Origin of the sequence: Bradyrhizobium sp. 134, from assembly GCF_023074155.1 — a bacterium.
GTDB lineage: Bacteria > Pseudomonadota > Alphaproteobacteria > Rhizobiales > Xanthobacteraceae > Bradyrhizobium.
This window is the reverse complement of sequence record NZ_JADPKX010000073.1, coordinates 292,646-309,263: the sequence shown is the minus strand read 5'-3', so window position 1 is coordinate 309,263 and position 16,618 is coordinate 292,646. Positions and strand designations below refer to the sequence as shown.

Genomic DNA, 16,618 nt, shown 5'->3' with positions numbered 1-16,618 from the left:
CCATGAGGGGCACGGATTTCACCGCGAGGACAGACCTCATCCTGAGGGCCCGCCAAAGGCGGGCGTGTCGAAGGATGGCTGCAACGAAGGGCCATAGCCTCAGGGCTTGGTCGAGCCGTCTCAGCGTGCCGCGCTCGGCTCCTTCTCGACCGGCACACCACCGTCACCGAGGACGTGGATCGCGCCGTGCTTCACCATCGTCACCTTGCGGGTATGGAAGGCTTCCAGCGTCGAGCGGTGGCCGATCGAGACGAGGGTGGCCTGTGGCAGCTTCTCCGCCAGCAACCGGTACAGGCGGGCCTCGGACGGCTCGTCCAGCGAGGCCGTGGCCTCGTCCAGGAACAGATAGTCCGGCGCGTGCAGCAGCGCGCGGGCGAGCCCGAGGCGCTGCTGCTCGCCCAGCGACAGCATCCGGTTCCAATGACCGTCCTCCTCAAGCCGCTCGGCGAGGTCGGGCAGCCCGACCGCGATCAGCGCGTCCCTGACGCGTGAGGTTTCGAACGCGCCCGGCGCGGCCGGGTAGACCACCGCGTCGCGCAGCACGCCGACCGGGAAATAGGGGCGCTGGGGCAGCATCATCAGCTTCGCCTTTTCCGGCACGAAGATGCTGCCGGTGCCGAACGGCCAGATGCCGGCGATGGCCCGGAACAGCGTCGACTTGCCGGAGCCCGACGGTCCGGTCACCAGCACGCGCTCCGGCGTCTGGACGGAGAACGCGTCGGCGGCGACCAGCGGCGTGCCGCTCGGCAGGTTCACGCAGAGCTGTTCGAGAGAGATATTGCGATTGCCGCCGGCGGCCTTGAGGGCAATCGCAGGCTCGTGCGGCGGCAGGTGCGCGGCCGCGTCGACCGACATCTCGAAGCCGTCGAGGCGGGCAACGATCGAGCGCCATTCCGCCAGCGATCGGTACGCTGTGACGAAGAACGACAATGCGCCTTGTACGCTGGAGAAGGCGGACGCGGTTTGCATCATGTCGCCAAGCTGGATCTTCTTGGCGAAGAAGGCCGGCGCCACCAGCACGTAGGGAAAGATCACGGCGGCCTGCTGATAGCTCGCGGTGAACGCGGTGAGGCGCTTGGTACGGCTCATGATGGCGTACCAATTGCCGATCACGAAACCGAAGCGCTCCAGCAGCCGGCCGCGCTCGGCGCCTTCGCCCTTGAGCAGCGCGATCTGCTCGGAATTTTCGCGGACCCGGACGAGATTGAAGCGAAAGTCGGCTTCATAGCGCTGCTGCTCGAAATTGAGATTGACCAGCGGGGCGCCGATCCAGTGCGTCAGCGCCGTGCCGAAGATCGCGTAGACCAGCGCGCCCCAGCACAGATAACCGGGGATCATGAGATCGGCGCCGAACAGGTGCAACGGCGCGGCGTTGGAAAGCCCCCAGAGGATGATCACGAACGAGAACAGCGTCACGATCGACGAGAGCAGGCCGAGACCGATGGTCAGGGTCTGCTCGACGAAATTCTTGACGTCCTCGGTGATGCGCTGGTCCGGGTTGTCGGCCGCATCGCCCTTGAGCTGCATGCGGTAGTGGGTGGCGCCTTGCAGCCATTCGCCCAGATAGTGCCGGGTCAGCCATTGCCGCCAGCGGATCTGAAGCCACTGGTTCAGATACAGCTTGTAGACGGCCAGCGCGATGAAGGCGGAGGCGAGGCCGATGAAGATCCAGATCTCCCTGACGAAACTATCCCAGTCACTTGCCTGCAGTGAGCTGTAGAACCGGTTCTGCCATTGATTGACTAGGACGTCGATCGCGACCAGCGCCAGCTCCATCGCGATGACAGCGGCGAGCAGGCCGCGGCCGGCCCATTTGTCCTCCGACCGGAAATAGGGGGCGGCGATTCGCCAGACGATCGCGAGCGTGGCGCTGATGTTCTTCACAGAGCTCTGTCTCCTGAGGGGATGTGCACAACTGCCCGGGGCCAAAGACTTGGGACGACAGCGAAAATCGGCGCGCTTAGACTAAAGTCGCAAGTCCTGCAATTTGCGTTGGCTTGTCGCAGCTTGCAACCCTAGCATGGGGCGCATCGGCGCGGGGTGGGGGCCTTCGGGATTTCGCGAGCTTGTGAGCGGACGGGAACCGCTGCATTCGCGAGGAATTCGCGTCCAGCTCGGGGGTTATCGCTTCAGCGTCAAGCAGGATCGGCTGTCCACGCGGGCCGCCTGCAGCACACATGCGTGGGGGAGGAAGATCATGTGGAATCAAGTTTATGACCCGTTGCACAGCCCTGTGCTGTCGACGATCGCGGCGGCAGTCCCTGTCGTCACATTGCTGGTCCTGATCGCGAGCGGCCGCGTCCAGGCTCATATCGCGGCGGTCATCGCCGTGATCGTGGCCAATTTGATCACGATCTTCGTCTTCACCATGCCGGCCAACATGTCGATCCGCGCTTCGGTGCTGGGCATCGTCACCGGTTTCTTTCCGATCGGCTGGATCGTTCTCAACGTCATCTTCCTTTACCAGGTGACGGTGACCACTGGACGCTTCGAATTGCTCAAGCGCGCGGTCGGCGGCGTCACCGAGGACCGGCGGCTGCAATTGCTGCTGATCGCGTTCTCGTTCGGCGCCTTCTTCGAGGGTGCTTCGGGCTTCGGCACCCCGGTCGCGATCACCGGTGCCGTCCTGATCGGCCTCGGCTTCTCGCCGCTCGCGGCCTCCGGCCTGTCGCTGATCGCCAACACAGCACCGGTCGCCTTTGGCGCGCTGGGTACGCCGATCCAGGGCCTCGCTTCGGTCACCGGGCTCGATCCCTACATCCTCGGCGCGATGGTCGGACGGCAGTTGCCGATCTTCTCGCTGATCGTGCCGTTCTGGGTGGTGTGGGCGTTCGCGGGCTGGAAGGGCATGAAGGACGTCTGGCCGGCGATTCTCGTCACCGGCGTGTCGTTCGCAGTCCCGCAATTCGTGATCTCGAACTTCGTCAACCCCTGGATCGTCGACATCGGTGCGTCGCTGATCTCGATGGGCGCGCTGATCCTGTTCCTGAAGGTGTGGCAGCCCAGGCAGCTCTGGCTGTCGCCGGCGCTGCGCAGCCGTGATGAATCGACCTCCACCATGGCGGCCGCAAAACCGCTCGACAAGACGCCGCTCACGCAGAGCGAGATGTTCAGCGCGCTGCTGCCTTGGATCATCGTCTGCATCGTGATGCTGATCTGGGGCAACGGTGCCTTCAAGACCTGGGCGAACTCGATCTTCACCTGGAACTACCCCGTTCCCGAGCTGCATCAGATGATCAACAAGATGCCGCCGGTCGCACCAGGGCCGACGAAAGAGAGTGCGGTGTTCGGCTTCACCTATCTCTCGTTCACCGGCACAGGCATGCTGATTGCCGCGATCATCTCCGGCTTCCTGATGGGCGTCGGACCCGGCAAGCTCGTGATTCAGTACGGCCGCACCATCCGGCTGTGCGCGATCTCGCTGATCACGATCTCGGCGATGCTCGCGATCGGCACGCTGACGCGGCTCTCCGGCGTGGACGCGACGCTCGGCCTCGCCTTTGCTGCAACCGGCGTGCTCTATCCTTTCTTCGGCACGCTGCTCGGCTGGTTGGGCGTGGCGCTGACGGGATCGGATACCGCTTCCAACGTGCTGTTCGGAAATCTTCAGAAGATCACCTCCGAGCAGCTTGGCCTGTCGCCGATCCTGATGGCCGCGGCGAACTCGTCCGGCGGCGTGATGGGCAAGATGATCGACGCCCAGTCGATCGTGGTCGCGTCCACTGCGACGAATTGGTACGGGCACGAAGGCACGATCCTGCGCTTCGTGTTCTGGCACTCGATCGTGCTGGCCTCGTTGGTCGGCGTGTTCGTGACGTTGCAGGCCTATGTCTGGCCGTTCACGGCGATGGTGCTGAAGTAGCAGGTCACAATTCGCTTCGAAGCAAATCCCCGCGGATTCGTCCCCGCGGGGATTTTTGCGTCGCGTATGCGCGAACCTTCTCAACGGCGCCGCCGTCTTATAGAAGGTGCCGCAAATCAGGTCGGTCGAGAGGTTTCATGGTTTCGTTCAGGCAGATGGTGTGTGCGGCGGTTGCAATGCTCGCGATGTCCACGCTCGCGCGTGCGGAGGACGGTTTTCCGTTCGGCACCGAGATGACGCTGGAGGCGCTGCCGCAGCCGGGCTCGAAGCGGATTCCGAACATCGAGATCGGCGACAATGGTGAGGTCGTGCTGGAGCTCTGGTGCAAGGGCGGCAAGGGCCAGTTCTCGGTCGCCGGCAATACCGTGATCTTCGTCCCCGGCCAGATCCAGGACCGCTCCTGCCCGCCCGCAAGGGCCCAGGCCGACGACGATCTCGTTGCAGCCCTCGGCAGCGTCGAGACCTGGAAGCGCCAGGGCGACGTGCTGACGCTCGTCGGCCCCAAGCCGCTGCGTTTTCGCGTCAACGGAAATTAGCCACCGCTGTCATTCCCCGCGAAAGCGGGGAATCCAGTACGCCGCGGCCTATCGATTCAACCACGGCCGTCTCGGAGTACTGGATCGCCCGCCTTCGCGGGCGATGACTGACAGGGGGTGTTTGCGTCTACTTCCACACCGACTTGTCGGCGTCCCAGCGCTGGCCCTTCAGCTCCTTGGCGAGCGCCTCGACCGAACCGTTGTCGTCGGGCTGATCGCCTTCCTCGTCGGCGGTCGCTTCGTCCGAGAGATTGAGCTTGGCGCCGCTGCTCTCGTCGGTGGTCGTGGTCGCGGGACTCCCGACCCAGAGCATGAGCTTGTCGGTCGTGCCCGGCTTGTCGGGCGAGACGAGACCCGCAACCTCGATCGTGTCGGTGAGCTCGAGCGCGGGAAAGTCCTGGTTCGGCCGCTTGAACACCAGCTTGAGCTTGCCGGTCGCCGGGTTGAAGCTTTGCGAGACCGGCTTTGCCGCGAGCGTCCTGCTCAGCACGCCAGCCACCGCGGCCGCGAGCTTGTCGCGGTTGATCTTGTCGCCCTCGCGCCAGTCGGCGGCGGGAATGCGGATGGTGCGATCCATCTCGGTCATGCCCGCGGTCCAGCCCGCGGCGGTGACGCCGGGCGTCGCCTTGAATTTTGCCAGCAGCGCACCGGCGCGCTCCGGATCGACCGACATGTTGATGGTCTGCTCGCCCGCGCGCAACGCGTCGCAGCCGACGGTGAGGCTCGCCAGCGTCACCTCGACGTCCTGGCCCTTCAGGCTCTTCAGGAACTCGGTCGCGGCATCCAGCTTGACCTTGACCGCGATCGCTTCCGGCGAGACGTCGGTGAAATCCTTCGGCTGCGGCGTGATGCCGTCGTCGGAGGTTTGGTTGTCGAGGAATTCCTTCTCGCTGAGATCGGAATTGTCGGGCGAGGTGACCTCGGTCACGGCCTGGCCAATGCTGATCTGGCCGCGGAATTCGAACGTGTCTCCGGCCTGTTTGCGCAGCAGCTTGACGGTGACCGGCGCCTTCGCGCCGAGGCTCTGCGTCGTACCCGCCAGGTTCTGGCCCACGACCTGGAGATTGACGACGAAGCGGTCCTTGCGGTCGGAATTCTTCGCGACGGGATAGCAGACGTCGAGCACGGCTGCGGTGACGGTCTTGCCCTGGCGTGTCTCCTTCAGGATCACATCGGCATTGCCGTCCATCAACCCGTCGATCGAGGTGAAATAGCGCGTCTCGACGCCGCCGGGCGCCGTAGCCTTGGGCGCCAGCTTCATTTGGGCGGAGGCGACCTCAGGCGAACCTGCAAGCAGAGCCGCCAGAACGGCCGTGGAGCAAAACACAAGCGCGCGCATCGACGAAATCCCCGGGGCAATGGGGCATGATCCGGAAAGTGTGAAGCGGTTTTCCGTTGAGATCAGGCCCAAACAATTCGAATCGGGCGTCACCGTAGTGGGTTTTGGCCGCCGGTTGAATTGGAAAGCACGGGCCATGATTGCCAAAAAAGAAGGCCGCCCGGAGGCGGCCTTCGCAACACTGTGGGCTAAGGATCGGTCTTAGAAGCCGCCCATGCCGCCACCGGCCGGCATGCCGGGCGCGGCGTCCTTCTTCGGCGACTCGGCGACCATGGCCTCGGTGGTCACCAGCAGGCCGGCGATCGAGGCGGCGTCCTGGAGCGCGGTGCGCACCACCTTGGCGGGGTCGATGATGCCCTTCTCGACCATGTCGACATACTCCTCGGTCTGGGCGTCGAAGCCGAAGGTCTCGGACTTGTTCTCCAGGATCTTGCCGACGACGATCGAGCCTTCCACGCCCGCGTTCTCGGAGATCTGGCGGATCGGGGCTTCCAGCGCCTTCAGCACGATGTTGATGCCGGCCTGGACGTCGGCATTGGCGTTGGTGAGACGGCCAACCGCCTTCTTGGCGCGGAGCAGCGCGACGCCGCCGCCGGGAACGATGCCCTCCTGCACCGCGGCGCGGGTGGCGTTGAGCGCGTCCTCGACGCGGTCCTTCTTCTCCTTGACCTCGATCTCGGTGGCACCGCCGACGCGGATCACCGCGACGCCGCCTGCGAGCTTGGCGAGGCGCTCCTGGAGCTTCTCACGGTCGTAATCCGAGGTGGTTTCCTCGATCTGGGCCTTGATCTGGCCGACGCGGGCCTCGATCTCCGGCTTCTTGCCGGCGCCCTTGACGATCGTGGTGTTCTCCTTGTCGATCACCACCTTGCCCGCGCGCCCAAGCATCTTCACCGTGACGTTTTCGAGCTTCATGCCGAGGTCTTCGGAGATCAGCTGGCCACCGGTGAGGATCGCGAGGTCCTCGAGCATGGCCTTGCGTCGGTCGCCGAAGCCCGGCGCCTTGACGGCGGCGACCTTCAGGCCGCCACGGAGGCGGTTGACGACCAGGGTAGCCAGAGCCTCGCCCTCGACGTCCTCGGCGATGATGACGAGCGGCTTGCCAGACTGCACCACGGCTTCCAGCACCGGCAGCATGGCCTGCAGGCCGGACAGCTTCTTCTCGTGCAGGAGGATGTAGGCATCCTCGAGCTCGGCGGTCATCTTCTCGGGGTTGGTGACGAAGTAGGGTGACAGATAGCCGCGGTCGAACTTCATGCCCTCGACGATGTCCACCTCGGTGTCGAGCGACTTGTTCTCCTCGACGGTGATGACGCCCTCGTTGCCGACCTTCTGCATCGCCTGCGCGATCATCTTGCCGATGGCGGCATCGCCGTTGGCCGAGATGGTGCCGACCTGGGCGACCTCGGAGGAGGCGGCGACCGGCTTGGCGCGCTTCTCGATGTCCTTGACGACGGCGGCGACCGCGATGTCGATGCCGCGCTTGAGGTCCATCGGGTTCATGCCGGCGGCAACCGACTTGGCGCCTTCGCGCACGATGGACTGGGCCAGCACGGTCGCGGTGGTGGTGCCGTCGCCGGCGAGGTCGTTGGTCTTGGAGGCGACCTCACGCACCATCTGGGCGCCCATGTTCTCGAACTTGTCCTCGAGCTCGATCTCCTTGGCAACGGTGACGCCGTCCTTGGTGATGCGGGGCGCGCCGAACGACTTCTCGATGAGCACGTTGCGGCCCTTCGGGCCGAGCGTCACCTTGACGGCGTTGGCGAGAATGTCGACGCCGCGCAGCATGCGATCGCGCGCGTCTCCGGAAAACTTGACGTCTTTGGCAGCCATGGTCTGCAATTCCTCTTGTTTCGTGATGTGTCTTGCTTATTGGGCCGCCTCATTCCGGGGCCGCGATCGAACCCGGCGGAATGATGCATGCCCGGATCGAGTGACCCGGGCATGCATTCAGCGGCCGTTCAGGCGTCTGGCCTTAGGCCATCACGCCCATGATGTCCGACTCCTTCATGATCAGGAGCTCATCGTTGTCGATCTTGACCTCGGTGCCCGACCACTTGCCAAACAGCACACGGTCGCCGACCTTGAGGTCGATCGGGATCAGCTTGCCGGCCTCGTCGCGGCCACCGGGGCCGACGGCGACGACTTCGCCCTGGGACGGCTTTTCCTTGGCCGTGTCCGGAATGATGATGCCGCCCTTGGTCTTTGACTCGGCGTCGATACGTTTGACCACGACACGGTCATGCAGCGGACGAAATTTGGATTTAGTCATGACGTTTCCCTTTGGAGGCTCGTTTCGGAAGGAGTGAAAGTGGGCGGGCGGCGCTGCCGTCCACCCTTCCCGAGGATCGATCGGCGCGCGTTAGCAATCCATCTTTCAGAGTGCTAATGGTGCGTCCGGGAATATGGCTTGGCCGCGATCCTGTCAAGCAAAGGTGGTTAAGCGATTGGTGAGACGGATATAGGATGGTGACATTGGAAACTTGTTCGGGGCGCCGGCGTATTAAAGGACGTCATTGCTCCGGCAGCGGTTTTGCGCTTGGCTGCGGAAGGGGTGCGGCCATGGTTTTGTCCGGGGGAATGCCATGATCAGTTCAGCTCACGCGCGCACGGTCGCCAATCTGGCGGCGGCTTCTTGCCTGGCGCTGCTGCTTGGCGCCTGCGGCGGCGGCATGAGCCTGCCGTCCTTTTCTTCGTCCTCACCGCCCCCCGAGGCCGAGCCCGGCACCGGTCCGGAAATGCCCGCGTCGATCCGCGCCGACGAGATCGTCGGGCGCTGGGGCCTCGCCTCGTTCCAGAACCCGGCCGACCGCGCCCGCACCGAGGCTGCCGCCCGGGCCCAATGCAAAAATCCTTATGTGATCACCGCCGGCTCCTCCGGCGGCGTGATCATGCATCTGGCGGACCAGGCAACACCGCAGGAGCTGCGGCTGAAGGGTTCGCCGAGCGGCAAGAACTATATCGGGCCGGCGGGTCCGACGCCCGGCGAGCAGGACCGCGAGATCGTCTCCTTCGACGGCCGCGTCCTCATCACCCGCTTCATCGACAAGGACGCCGCCACCCGCTACGGCAACATGGTCTACGTCCGCTGCGCGCCGAGGGCGTAGTCGCGGCGCCGGCCTAGCCACTCGTCATTGCGAGGAGCGAAGCGACGAAGCAACCAGGCTGCCTCCGCGGACACAGTCTGGATTGCTTCGCTTCGCTCGCAATGACGTCCAAAACAAAAAAAACGCCGGCTTGCGCCGGCGTTTTGTTTTTCCGGAGTGTCGCGTCCGCTCAGTCGAACAGCGCGTCGATGTCGTCCTGCGAGGCGTGACCGACGTCGCCGGCGAGTTTCGGGCCGTTGAGAAGCTTGTCGTCATCGCTGCGGGTGTCGACCTGCGGCACGACGTGGGACTTGATCGCGTCGACGCCGCCCCAGATCTCCATCATGGAATTGATGTGCTGCTCGATGAACTTCATCGTGCTCATGACCTTGCTGATGCGCTGGCCGGTCAGGTCCTGGAAGTTGCAGGCTTCGAAAATCGAGATGACGCGTTCCTGGATATCGTCGGCCAGCCGCTTCTGCTGATCGGCCGATTGCACCTTGGCCATCGCGCTGGCCGCCTGGTCGATCGACTCGGCGGCTTCGAGGATCTGCTGGGTCGCCTGTTCGGTGCCGCCGACGACCGCGCCGAGCTCGCCATTGACCTTGGCCATTTCGCCGCCGTCGAAGCTCTTGCCGTGCAGTGTCGCGATCTCGCGCTTGGTGCGGTCGATGGCGTCGTGGATGAGGTCGAGCTCGACCTTCAGCTTCTCGCACTGCTCGATCTGCGCCCGGTAAGTATCGAGCATGGTACGGGCTTCGGAGAGCTCGTGGGCAGTGGAGGCGTCGATCGCCGCCATGGCGGCGCTGCCGGACAAGGGCGCGGTGCCCTTCGCCATCTGTGCACGGATCGCACGCAACTCGGCCATGATCTCGCTATGCATCGGCGCAGCCTCCTCAATCATTTCGGGGCTGGGCATCTCGCCGACAATAGCCTCCTCGACACGAAAACGTTTGCGGTGAATAGCCATCAAGAACTCCCCCCACCTCACTCACGCGTCTTTGTAGGCAGAAGCGATTTAACACGAAGTTCACAGCCGGAACTGTCGTCTCGGTTGTGCGCGACGGCTTGCAAACGGGCGATTAACCATGCGTGCAAGGCGTTCATCGAAAATAAACGCTGATCGCCAAATTGCACCGCTGCCGACGACGTGGTGAATCGAAATGGCGTTTCCGTTTACCAAACAAAACGGCTTTTGCTCTTTATTGACCACGTCGCGGGTGCGGATCAGCGGTCAGCTTGCCACGACGCATGTGATCTAGACGAAACAGTACAGAGTACGTCGATGTTCAAGAAAATGTCTGTCGCGCTGCTTGGCAGCGCTTGCACCTTCATTGCCGGCGCCAACAGCGCCAGCGCCTTCGACAATAGCGTGCCGAACGATCCGCCCGCGGTGCTCTATCAGCCGCAAGTGCCGCCTGCGCCGGTGCGTGTCGCCTCCAATGCGAACATGGGCGGCGGCTTCATCGAGTTCATGTTCGGTGACGGGCCCGGTCGCGGTCCGGCCTACGCTCCGCAGCAGCCGATGTATCAGCAGCAGCCTGGTTATTATGACCAGCGCCGCCTGCCGCCGATGGGTGAGCCGCAGACGCAGGGCGCAGGTCTTCAGCAGGAGGCGGTCGATCCGCGGCAGCGTCAGTTCGACCCGAGATTCGAGAAACAACTCGTTGACTATAGCGGCAATGAAGGCGCCGGCACGATTGTGGTCGATACGCCGAACAAATTCCTCTATCTTGTCGAGGGCAACGGCCGGGCGATGCGCTACGGCATCGGCGTCGGCCGTCCCGGCTTCACCTGGTCCGGCGTGAAGTCGATCACGGCCAAGCGCGAATGGCCGGCCTGGACGCCGCCGGCGGAAATGATCGCGCGCCGCCCCGATCTGCCCAGGCACATGGAAGGCGGCCCGGAAAATCCGCTCGGCGCGCGCGCGATGTATCTCGGCTCGACGCTTTACCGTATCCACGGCTCCAACGAACCCTGGACCATCGGCACCAACGTCTCCTCGGGCTGCATCCGCATGCGCAACGAGGACGTCATCGATCTCTACGGCCGCGTCAATGTCGGCACCAAGGTCGTCGTGATGTAGGCGCATAGCGCTCGGCACCAAAACGGCCGCCTCATCGGCGGCCGTTCTCGTTTGGAGCAAGGATAAAAAGCGTCAGGCGTAATCGCTGCCGCCATCATCTCCGCCGCCGAAATCGCTGTCGTCGGCGAGGTCGACATTGCCGCCGTCATTGTCGTTCTGATCGTTGTAGTTCTGGTCGTCGTTCGAAGCGTGGTCGGCGAAGCCCTGCCGGGACGCATCACCGCGGTTCGAGCCGATGTCGTCGAGGCCGGCATCACGCGCGAGCGAGCCGCCGGACTGATCGCTGCCGCTCCAGGGACTTCCACCAGCGCTGCGGTCGCCCAGGGCATTGGTGTCGCCGAAGGCCTGCTGATGCGATCCGCCCATCATGCCGCGGATGCTGGAGAGCAGCAGCGAGCCGCCAACGACGCCGGCCGCGGCTGCCGCCGCCGTGCCGAGGAACGAACCGCCGCCACCGCCGACCGGCGGCGCGCCATAGCCCTGACCGGGGCCCTGACCTGGACCTTGACCGTAAGCCTGCCCGTAGGGCGGCTGGCCATAACCGGGCTGGCTTTGCTGCATCGCCTGGCCGCTGTTCCACACCGGCCGCGAGTCACGCGGCGGCACGTTCGGAACCGAGCCGCGCGACGGACCCCCGCCGAACAGCGTATCGCGCATGGTGTCCAGGAAACCGCCGGACTGCGCCTGTTCGGGCGCCTGCGCCGCCTCGAGCTCCTGGATACGGGCATGGGCGCGCTTCAGCGCTTCGTCTTGCAACAGCACGGTCTGCACCAGCGCATAGATCGCGCCAGGCGCCTTGCGCAGGCCGTCGGAGATCGCGGCGATCGCGTCGGGATCGCGCGGTGCATTTTCCAGTTTCGAAAGCCGGTCGAAAAGCTCGTCGACGAGCTGGCGTTCCTGCGGCGTCATGGTCAGTCTCCCTCGCGCAAAACAAGCGCGAGGCAGATGTAGGGTTCCATTGTGGCCCCAACAGTGCCGGCTGGATTAAATTTCGGTATGCGACAAGCTGCCCCGCGGGCGGCTTTTCGCAAACAGTCGCCGGTTTCATCCCAGCGTGACGCCGCTGTCCGTCAGCAGGCGCGCGAAGGCATCGCCGGCGAGATAGGCGTGCTCGCGTTCGCGGACATCCGTCATCGGGTCGAGCCCGGTGAGGATGTCGTCGACGAAGCCGGGATGACACATGATGAGGCCGCCATCCGGCAGGCCTTCGAGAAATTGCCGCATCAGCTCGCCGAAATCGGCCGCCTGCGTGAAATCATAGGCGCCGGCGAAGCCGAGATTGAAGCTGAGGCCCGCCCTGCCGGCACGGCGGCGGAATTGCGCACTGAGGATATCGAGCACCATGGCTTTCGGTGAAGCCAGCCGCTGCATCAGCGGCAGGTCGCGGCCGCCTTGGCGCACCCAGGCTTTTGGCGCGACTTCGGCGACTGCGTCGATAAAGCCGTCGCGCACCTGCGGGTAGAGCTGCACATGCTGATGGCCGTCGACGAAGTCAGGCGCGCGCCCGAACGCTTTCGCGAAGGCTGCCAGCTGCGCCTTGACCTCGTTGCGAAAGAATTCGCGGTCGAGCCTTCGCGCAAGACCCGCGCGCAGCAGCTTCGGAAACGGGAGAAACATGTCGCCGTCGAGTGGGCGGAAATGCATGGTGAGCGGCCGGAACGGTGCCGACAATGTCACGTGCAATCCGATCGCGCAGCGCGGGCTCGCTTGCGCTGCCGTCTGGAGGGCTTCGATCTCGCTGCGCTCGACCGCAGGTCCCACCATCATCACCGAGGTGGCGTTGAGACGGCCGCGTTCGATCAGGTCGTGGATGGCGCGATTGACACCCGGGCTGATGCCGTAATCGTCGGCGCAGAGCCAGATCCGCCGCGGCGGCGCGGCCGCGTTCATTCGGCCGCCGTCCTCTTCGAGGCGTCGTCAGCCTTGTCGGTCTCGAAATGCTTTTCACTGTGCTCGGCGACGAAGTAGATCGGGCGCGCCTTCAGCTCGGAGAGGATCTTGCCGATATATTCGCCGACGATGCCGATCATGATGAGCTGCACGCCGCCGATCGTCATCAGGCCGATCACGAGTGAGGGATAGCCGGGCACCTGCTTGCCGGTGGTCAAGACCTCCCACAGGATCGACAGACCGAACAGGAACGCTCCGCCGGCGAGGATCACGCCGAGCAGGCTGGCGAAGCGCAACGGCGCCACCGAGAACGAGGTGACGCCTTCGATCGAAAGACCAAGCAGACGCGCGGCGCTGAAGGTTGTCACGCCATGGGTGCGCGGCGCGGGCTCGTAATCGACGCGGATCTGGCGGAAGCCGATCCAGCTCGCAAGGCCCTTGAAGAAGCGGTTGCGCTCCGGCAATTGCCTCAGTGCTGCGACCGCGCGCGGCGACAGCAGGCGGAAGTCGCCGGCGTCTTCGGGAATCTTCTGGCGCGCGCCCCAATTGATCAGCGCATAGAAGCCGCGCCCGGCGAGCCGCCGCAGGAACGGTTCGTTGTCGCGATGCGCCTTGGCGGTATAGACGACGTCGTAGCCGTCCTCGATCCAGTGCCGCACCAGTCGCTCGACCAGCGACGGCGGATGCTGGCCGTCGCCGTCCATGAACAGCACCGCGCCGAGCCGGGCATGGTCGAGGCCGGCCATCAGCGCGGCCTCCTTGCCGAAATTGCGCGACAGCGACACCACCTGGACGTCGACCGCGTCGGCCGGCAGCGAGCGGGCGATCGACAGCGTCGCGTCCGCGCTGCCGTCGTCGACATAGACGACCTCGCAAGCCAAGCGATAGCGCTGACGCAAGGTCTTTGCGAGATCGCAGATGCGCTGGTGCAGGGCGGCGAGGCCCGCCGCTTCGTTGTAGAGCGGGACGACAATCGACAGTCCCTTCGCGGCGGTGCTTGCCGCGATGGTCGTCATGCCGGAAACGTCAGAGCCCAGCGTCATCGATCAAGGTTCCAGAGGCGTTCAAGGTCATCTCAACAGCATATGGTAGCTGTCGTTTGCTGTCGCTACGCTGAACGGAATTGCTCAACAAACTTTGGGCTCACTGCCGCAGGAACGCCTCGAGCCTGGCGAACAGCGGGTTCTCCCGGTCGAAAACATAATCCAGCGAAACCACCGAGACGGTCTCGGCGCCATGCCCGCGCAGGAAGCTTGCGAGTGCGTAGAGCTGGCCCGGCGGGCAGTGCAGCGTGAGCATGCCCGACGAGGTCGGTCCGCCGAACGGGGCTTCGACGCCGAAGCGCTCGTGGGCCTCGGCGAGCATGGCCGCGTCGCACTGGCGGAAGCGGGTGCGGACTTCGCGGTATTTGTTGGCCCGCGCCCGCGCCGCGATGTGATCGAGGATGATTCGCGCGGTCTCCCGCGCCTTCGGCGACCAATCGGCGTCTCTTGAGGCGACCAGATTGGCCTGGCTGCGCAGGATCACGCCGTCGTCGAGCACCCGCAATCCGTTGGCGGCGAGGGTCGCGCCGGTCGTGGTGATGTCGACGATCAACTCGGCGCTGCCGGCGGCCGGCGCGCCTTCGGTCGCGCCCGTGCTTTCGACGATGCGGTAATCGGTGATGCCCTGGCTCTGGAAGAAGGCGCGGGTGAGGTTGATGAACTTGGTCGCGACCCGCATGCGCATGTGATGCTGCTCGCGGAAGCCGGTGGTGACGTCGTCGAGGTCGGCCATGGTGCGGACGTCGATCCACGCCTGCGGCACCGCGACGACGACGTCGGCATAGCCGAAGCCGAGGCCTTCGATCAGGGAGACGCGCTTGTCGGCGTCCGCGATCGTCTCGCGCACCAGATCCTCGCCGGTGACGCCGAGATGCGCCGAGCCGCGGGACAGTTGCGAGGCGATTTCGCTCGCCGAGAGATAGGCGACCTCGACATTGTCGAGGCCCGCGAGCGTGCCGCGATAGTCGCGGGCGCCGCCCGCCTTCGACAGCTTCAGCCCGGCGCGGGCGAAGAAGGCCTCGGTGTTTTCCTGCAGGCGGCCCTTGGAGGGAACGGCCAGAACGAATGGCGCGCTCATGACTTAAGCTCCCACCTTGCGGCCGATCCGGGTCAGCGCATCCACCCAGACCGAGAACCCGACCGCCGGGATCGGCTCGGACGATCCAAGCTGGGTCATCAGCCCGTCATAGCGGCCGCCGGCAACCAGCGGCTCGGCGCCGTTGCCGCGGTGATGCAGCTCGAATTCGAAGCCGGTGTAGTAGTCGAGCCCGCGCCCGAACGCGGTCGAAAACCGCGTCCCCTTCACATCGATGCCGCGCGCGGCCATGAAGCCGACCCGGCTTTCGAACTGGTCGATCGCAGCACTGAGGTCGAGCTTTGCATCATTGGTGAGTGCGCGCAGCTCGGCGACGGCGTCGTCGGGGTTACCCGATATCGACAGGAAACGCTTGAGCACGGCGATGGCCTCGCGCGGCAGCGCGCCGCCCTTCAGCGTCGACTGCTCGAGGAAGCGGTCGGCAATCTCGGCGGTGGTGCGGCCGCCGACATTGGTGGTGCCGGCGATCGACATCAGATCGGTGACGAAAGCGAGTGCCGCCTTGCGGTCGGAGCCGGCGAGCGCCGCGAGCACGCCCTCATATTCGCTGCGGGTCGCGGTGGTCGCGGCTGCCAGCCGCTCGAGATCCTGCTCCAGGCTGATCTTGCGGTTGAAATCCTTGACCAGGCGGCGGCGCCAGACCGGATAGAGGTCGAGCGCGTCGAGCAGCGCGTTGAACAGCGCCACGTCGCCGGTGCGGATCTCGACGTCGCGGACGCCGAACGCGGCGGTCGCCTCCAGCGCCAGCGCCAGCATCTCGGCATCGGCCGCAGCGCGGTCAAGACGGCCGAACGATTCGATGCCGGCCTGCAGGAATTCGCTGCTCTGGCCGTTGCGGTAGCGAAACACCGGGCCGAGATAGCTGAACCCGGCCGGCTGGCCGGCACGGCCAGAGCTGAGGTAATCGCGGGCCACCGGAATGGTAAGGTCCGGGCGCAGGCACAGTTCCTCGCCGGAGAGGTCCGTGGTCAGGTACAGGCTCTTGCGGATGTCCTCGCCGGAGAGATCCAGGAACGGTTCGGCCGGCTGCAGGATGGCGGGCTCGGCCCTGACATAGCCGGCCTGCGCGAACGACAGCAGCAGCGTATCCGCCCAGGCGGCGGAGCCGGCAGCATGTGAGGTGGCGGTCGCGGTCATCTCAGGGGTCCATCGTCCCGGTGGAACCGGGCAGGGCAAGCAAGGGGAGCGAATTGCCGCAGGCCTTAGCATGGCCCGAAAGCGGTTTCGACCTCCAAAGGATCATTCGCTTAACAGCGTCGGAGCGAGGCGCGGTGATCAGAGGAGGCGGCGGCCTAATCAGGTCCGGCGCCAACTAGGTAATACAGCACCTGTTCATCCCGCTGCAATCGACCCAGGTAGGTAGGGAGGCTCACCTCACCCCCATTCATTTCGGGCCAGGGACGTCTCCGGGCGCCTCCACGAGGAATGGGTCGCCTGGGGCGCCCCATCCGCGAGCTGCTCGGCCCGTTTGAGAATGCTCCACCGGTTGCATACTCAATTTGGGTAGGGGGACGATCCGTTCGCAGAGCCTTCGTTTACAATGCGAGTTGGTTTCCGATTCATGTGCAACGCAACCGATGGTATCCGGTCGCGCGACACACGCTGGCCTATATGCTGTTTTCGATCTGCGACATGTTCCGGCACTAAGACGAATTCGATCCACTCGACCTTCTGATCGTT

General features: G+C 64.8%; 14 protein-coding genes. 4 read left to right on the top strand and 10 right to left on the bottom strand.

Going from position 1 to position 16,618, the window contains the following annotated elements; translation table 11 throughout:
• Window positions 1–120: 120 nt before the first annotated feature.
• A complete protein-coding gene (locus IVA75_RS29440; protein ID WP_247284643.1) occupies window positions 121–1,884 on the bottom strand; it encodes an ABC transporter ATP-binding protein/permease in 1,764 nt (587 codons plus the stop codon).
• Window positions 1,885–2,197: 313 nt separating this feature from the next.
• Between IVA75_RS29440 and IVA75_RS29435 the strand changes: the two genes are divergently transcribed.
• Window positions 2,198–3,862, top strand: coding sequence for an L-lactate permease (locus tag IVA75_RS29435; RefSeq protein WP_027565443.1), 1,665 nt, complete (start codon window positions 2,198–2,200; stop codon window positions 3,860–3,862).
• Window positions 3,863–3,999: 137 nt separating this feature from the next.
• Complete coding sequence (locus IVA75_RS29430; protein WP_027565442.1) at window positions 4,000–4,398, top strand: META domain-containing protein; 399 nt, start codon at window positions 4,000–4,002, stop codon at window positions 4,396–4,398.
• Between the two features lie 127 nt (window positions 4,399–4,525).
• Here IVA75_RS29430 and IVA75_RS29425 read toward each other — a convergent pair whose 3' ends face one another.
• The 3 genes from IVA75_RS29425 to IVA75_RS29415 all read right to left on the bottom strand — a co-directional run bounded on the left by IVA75_RS29425 (window position 4,526) and on the right by IVA75_RS29415 (window position 8,009).
• Entirely contained in the window at window positions 4,526–5,737 is a 1,212-nt protein-coding gene (locus IVA75_RS29425; RefSeq protein ID WP_247284642.1) for a hypothetical protein, read from the bottom strand.
• 201 nt (window positions 5,738–5,938) lie between these two features.
• Entirely contained in the window at window positions 5,939–7,570 is a 1,632-nt protein-coding gene (gene groL / locus IVA75_RS29420; RefSeq protein WP_027520435.1) for a chaperonin GroEL, read from the bottom strand.
• Window positions 7,571–7,712: 142 nt separating this feature from the next.
• On the bottom strand, window positions 7,713–8,009 hold the full coding sequence (locus IVA75_RS29415; RefSeq protein ID WP_007596954.1) for a co-chaperone GroES: 297 nt from the start codon (window positions 8,007–8,009) through the stop codon (window positions 7,713–7,715).
• 313 nt (window positions 8,010–8,322) lie between these two features.
• Here IVA75_RS29415 and IVA75_RS29410 point away from each other — a divergent pair, with 313 nt between their 5' ends.
• Window positions 8,323–8,844: a hypothetical protein gene (locus IVA75_RS29410; protein ID WP_007596953.1), complete on the top strand. Its 522-nt coding sequence runs from the start codon at window positions 8,323–8,325 to the stop codon at window positions 8,842–8,844.
• A 169-nt stretch (window positions 8,845–9,013) separates the two neighbouring features.
• On the opposite strand, the gene IVA75_RS29405 is transcribed toward IVA75_RS29410, so the two are convergent.
• Window positions 9,014–9,793 (bottom strand): protein phosphatase CheZ, encoded by a 780-nt coding sequence (locus IVA75_RS29405; RefSeq protein ID WP_007614982.1) that lies wholly within the window; start codon window positions 9,791–9,793, stop codon window positions 9,014–9,016.
• A 315-nt stretch (window positions 9,794–10,108) separates the two neighbouring features.
• Between IVA75_RS29405 and IVA75_RS29400 the strand changes: the two genes are divergently transcribed.
• Entirely contained in the window at window positions 10,109–10,909 is an 801-nt protein-coding gene (locus tag IVA75_RS29400; RefSeq protein WP_247284641.1) for a L,D-transpeptidase, read from the top strand.
• Between the two features lie 72 nt (window positions 10,910–10,981).
• Here the strand turns inward: IVA75_RS29400 and IVA75_RS29395 are convergent, their stop codons facing one another.
• From IVA75_RS29395 to IVA75_RS29375, 5 genes are all read right to left on the bottom strand, one after another.
• Window positions 10,982–11,818 (bottom strand): DUF2076 domain-containing protein, encoded by an 837-nt coding sequence (locus tag IVA75_RS29395; RefSeq protein ID WP_027565439.1) that lies wholly within the window; start codon window positions 11,816–11,818, stop codon window positions 10,982–10,984.
• 135 nt (window positions 11,819–11,953) lie between these two features.
• Window positions 11,954–12,799, bottom strand: coding sequence for a ChbG/HpnK family deacetylase (locus IVA75_RS29390; RefSeq protein WP_247284640.1), 846 nt, complete (start codon window positions 12,797–12,799; stop codon window positions 11,954–11,956).
• A complete protein-coding gene (locus IVA75_RS29385) occupies window positions 12,796–13,842 on the bottom strand; it encodes a glycosyltransferase family 2 protein (protein ID WP_247284639.1) in 1,047 nt (348 codons plus the stop codon). The genes IVA75_RS29390 and IVA75_RS29385 overlap by 4 nt, the downstream gene beginning before the upstream one ends.
• Window positions 13,843–13,942: 100 nt before the next feature.
• Window positions 13,943–14,920 (bottom strand): ATP phosphoribosyltransferase, encoded by a 978-nt coding sequence (gene hisG / locus IVA75_RS29380; RefSeq protein ID WP_247284638.1) that lies wholly within the window; start codon window positions 14,918–14,920, stop codon window positions 13,943–13,945.
• A 3-nt stretch (window positions 14,921–14,923) separates the two neighbouring features.
• Window positions 14,924–16,075 carry an ATP phosphoribosyltransferase regulatory subunit gene (locus IVA75_RS29375; protein ID WP_247284637.1) on the bottom strand — a complete coding sequence of 384 codons (1,152 nt, stop codon included), beginning with the start codon at window positions 16,073–16,075 and terminating at the stop codon, window positions 14,924–14,926.
• Between the last annotated feature and the right edge of the window lie 543 nt (window positions 16,076–16,618).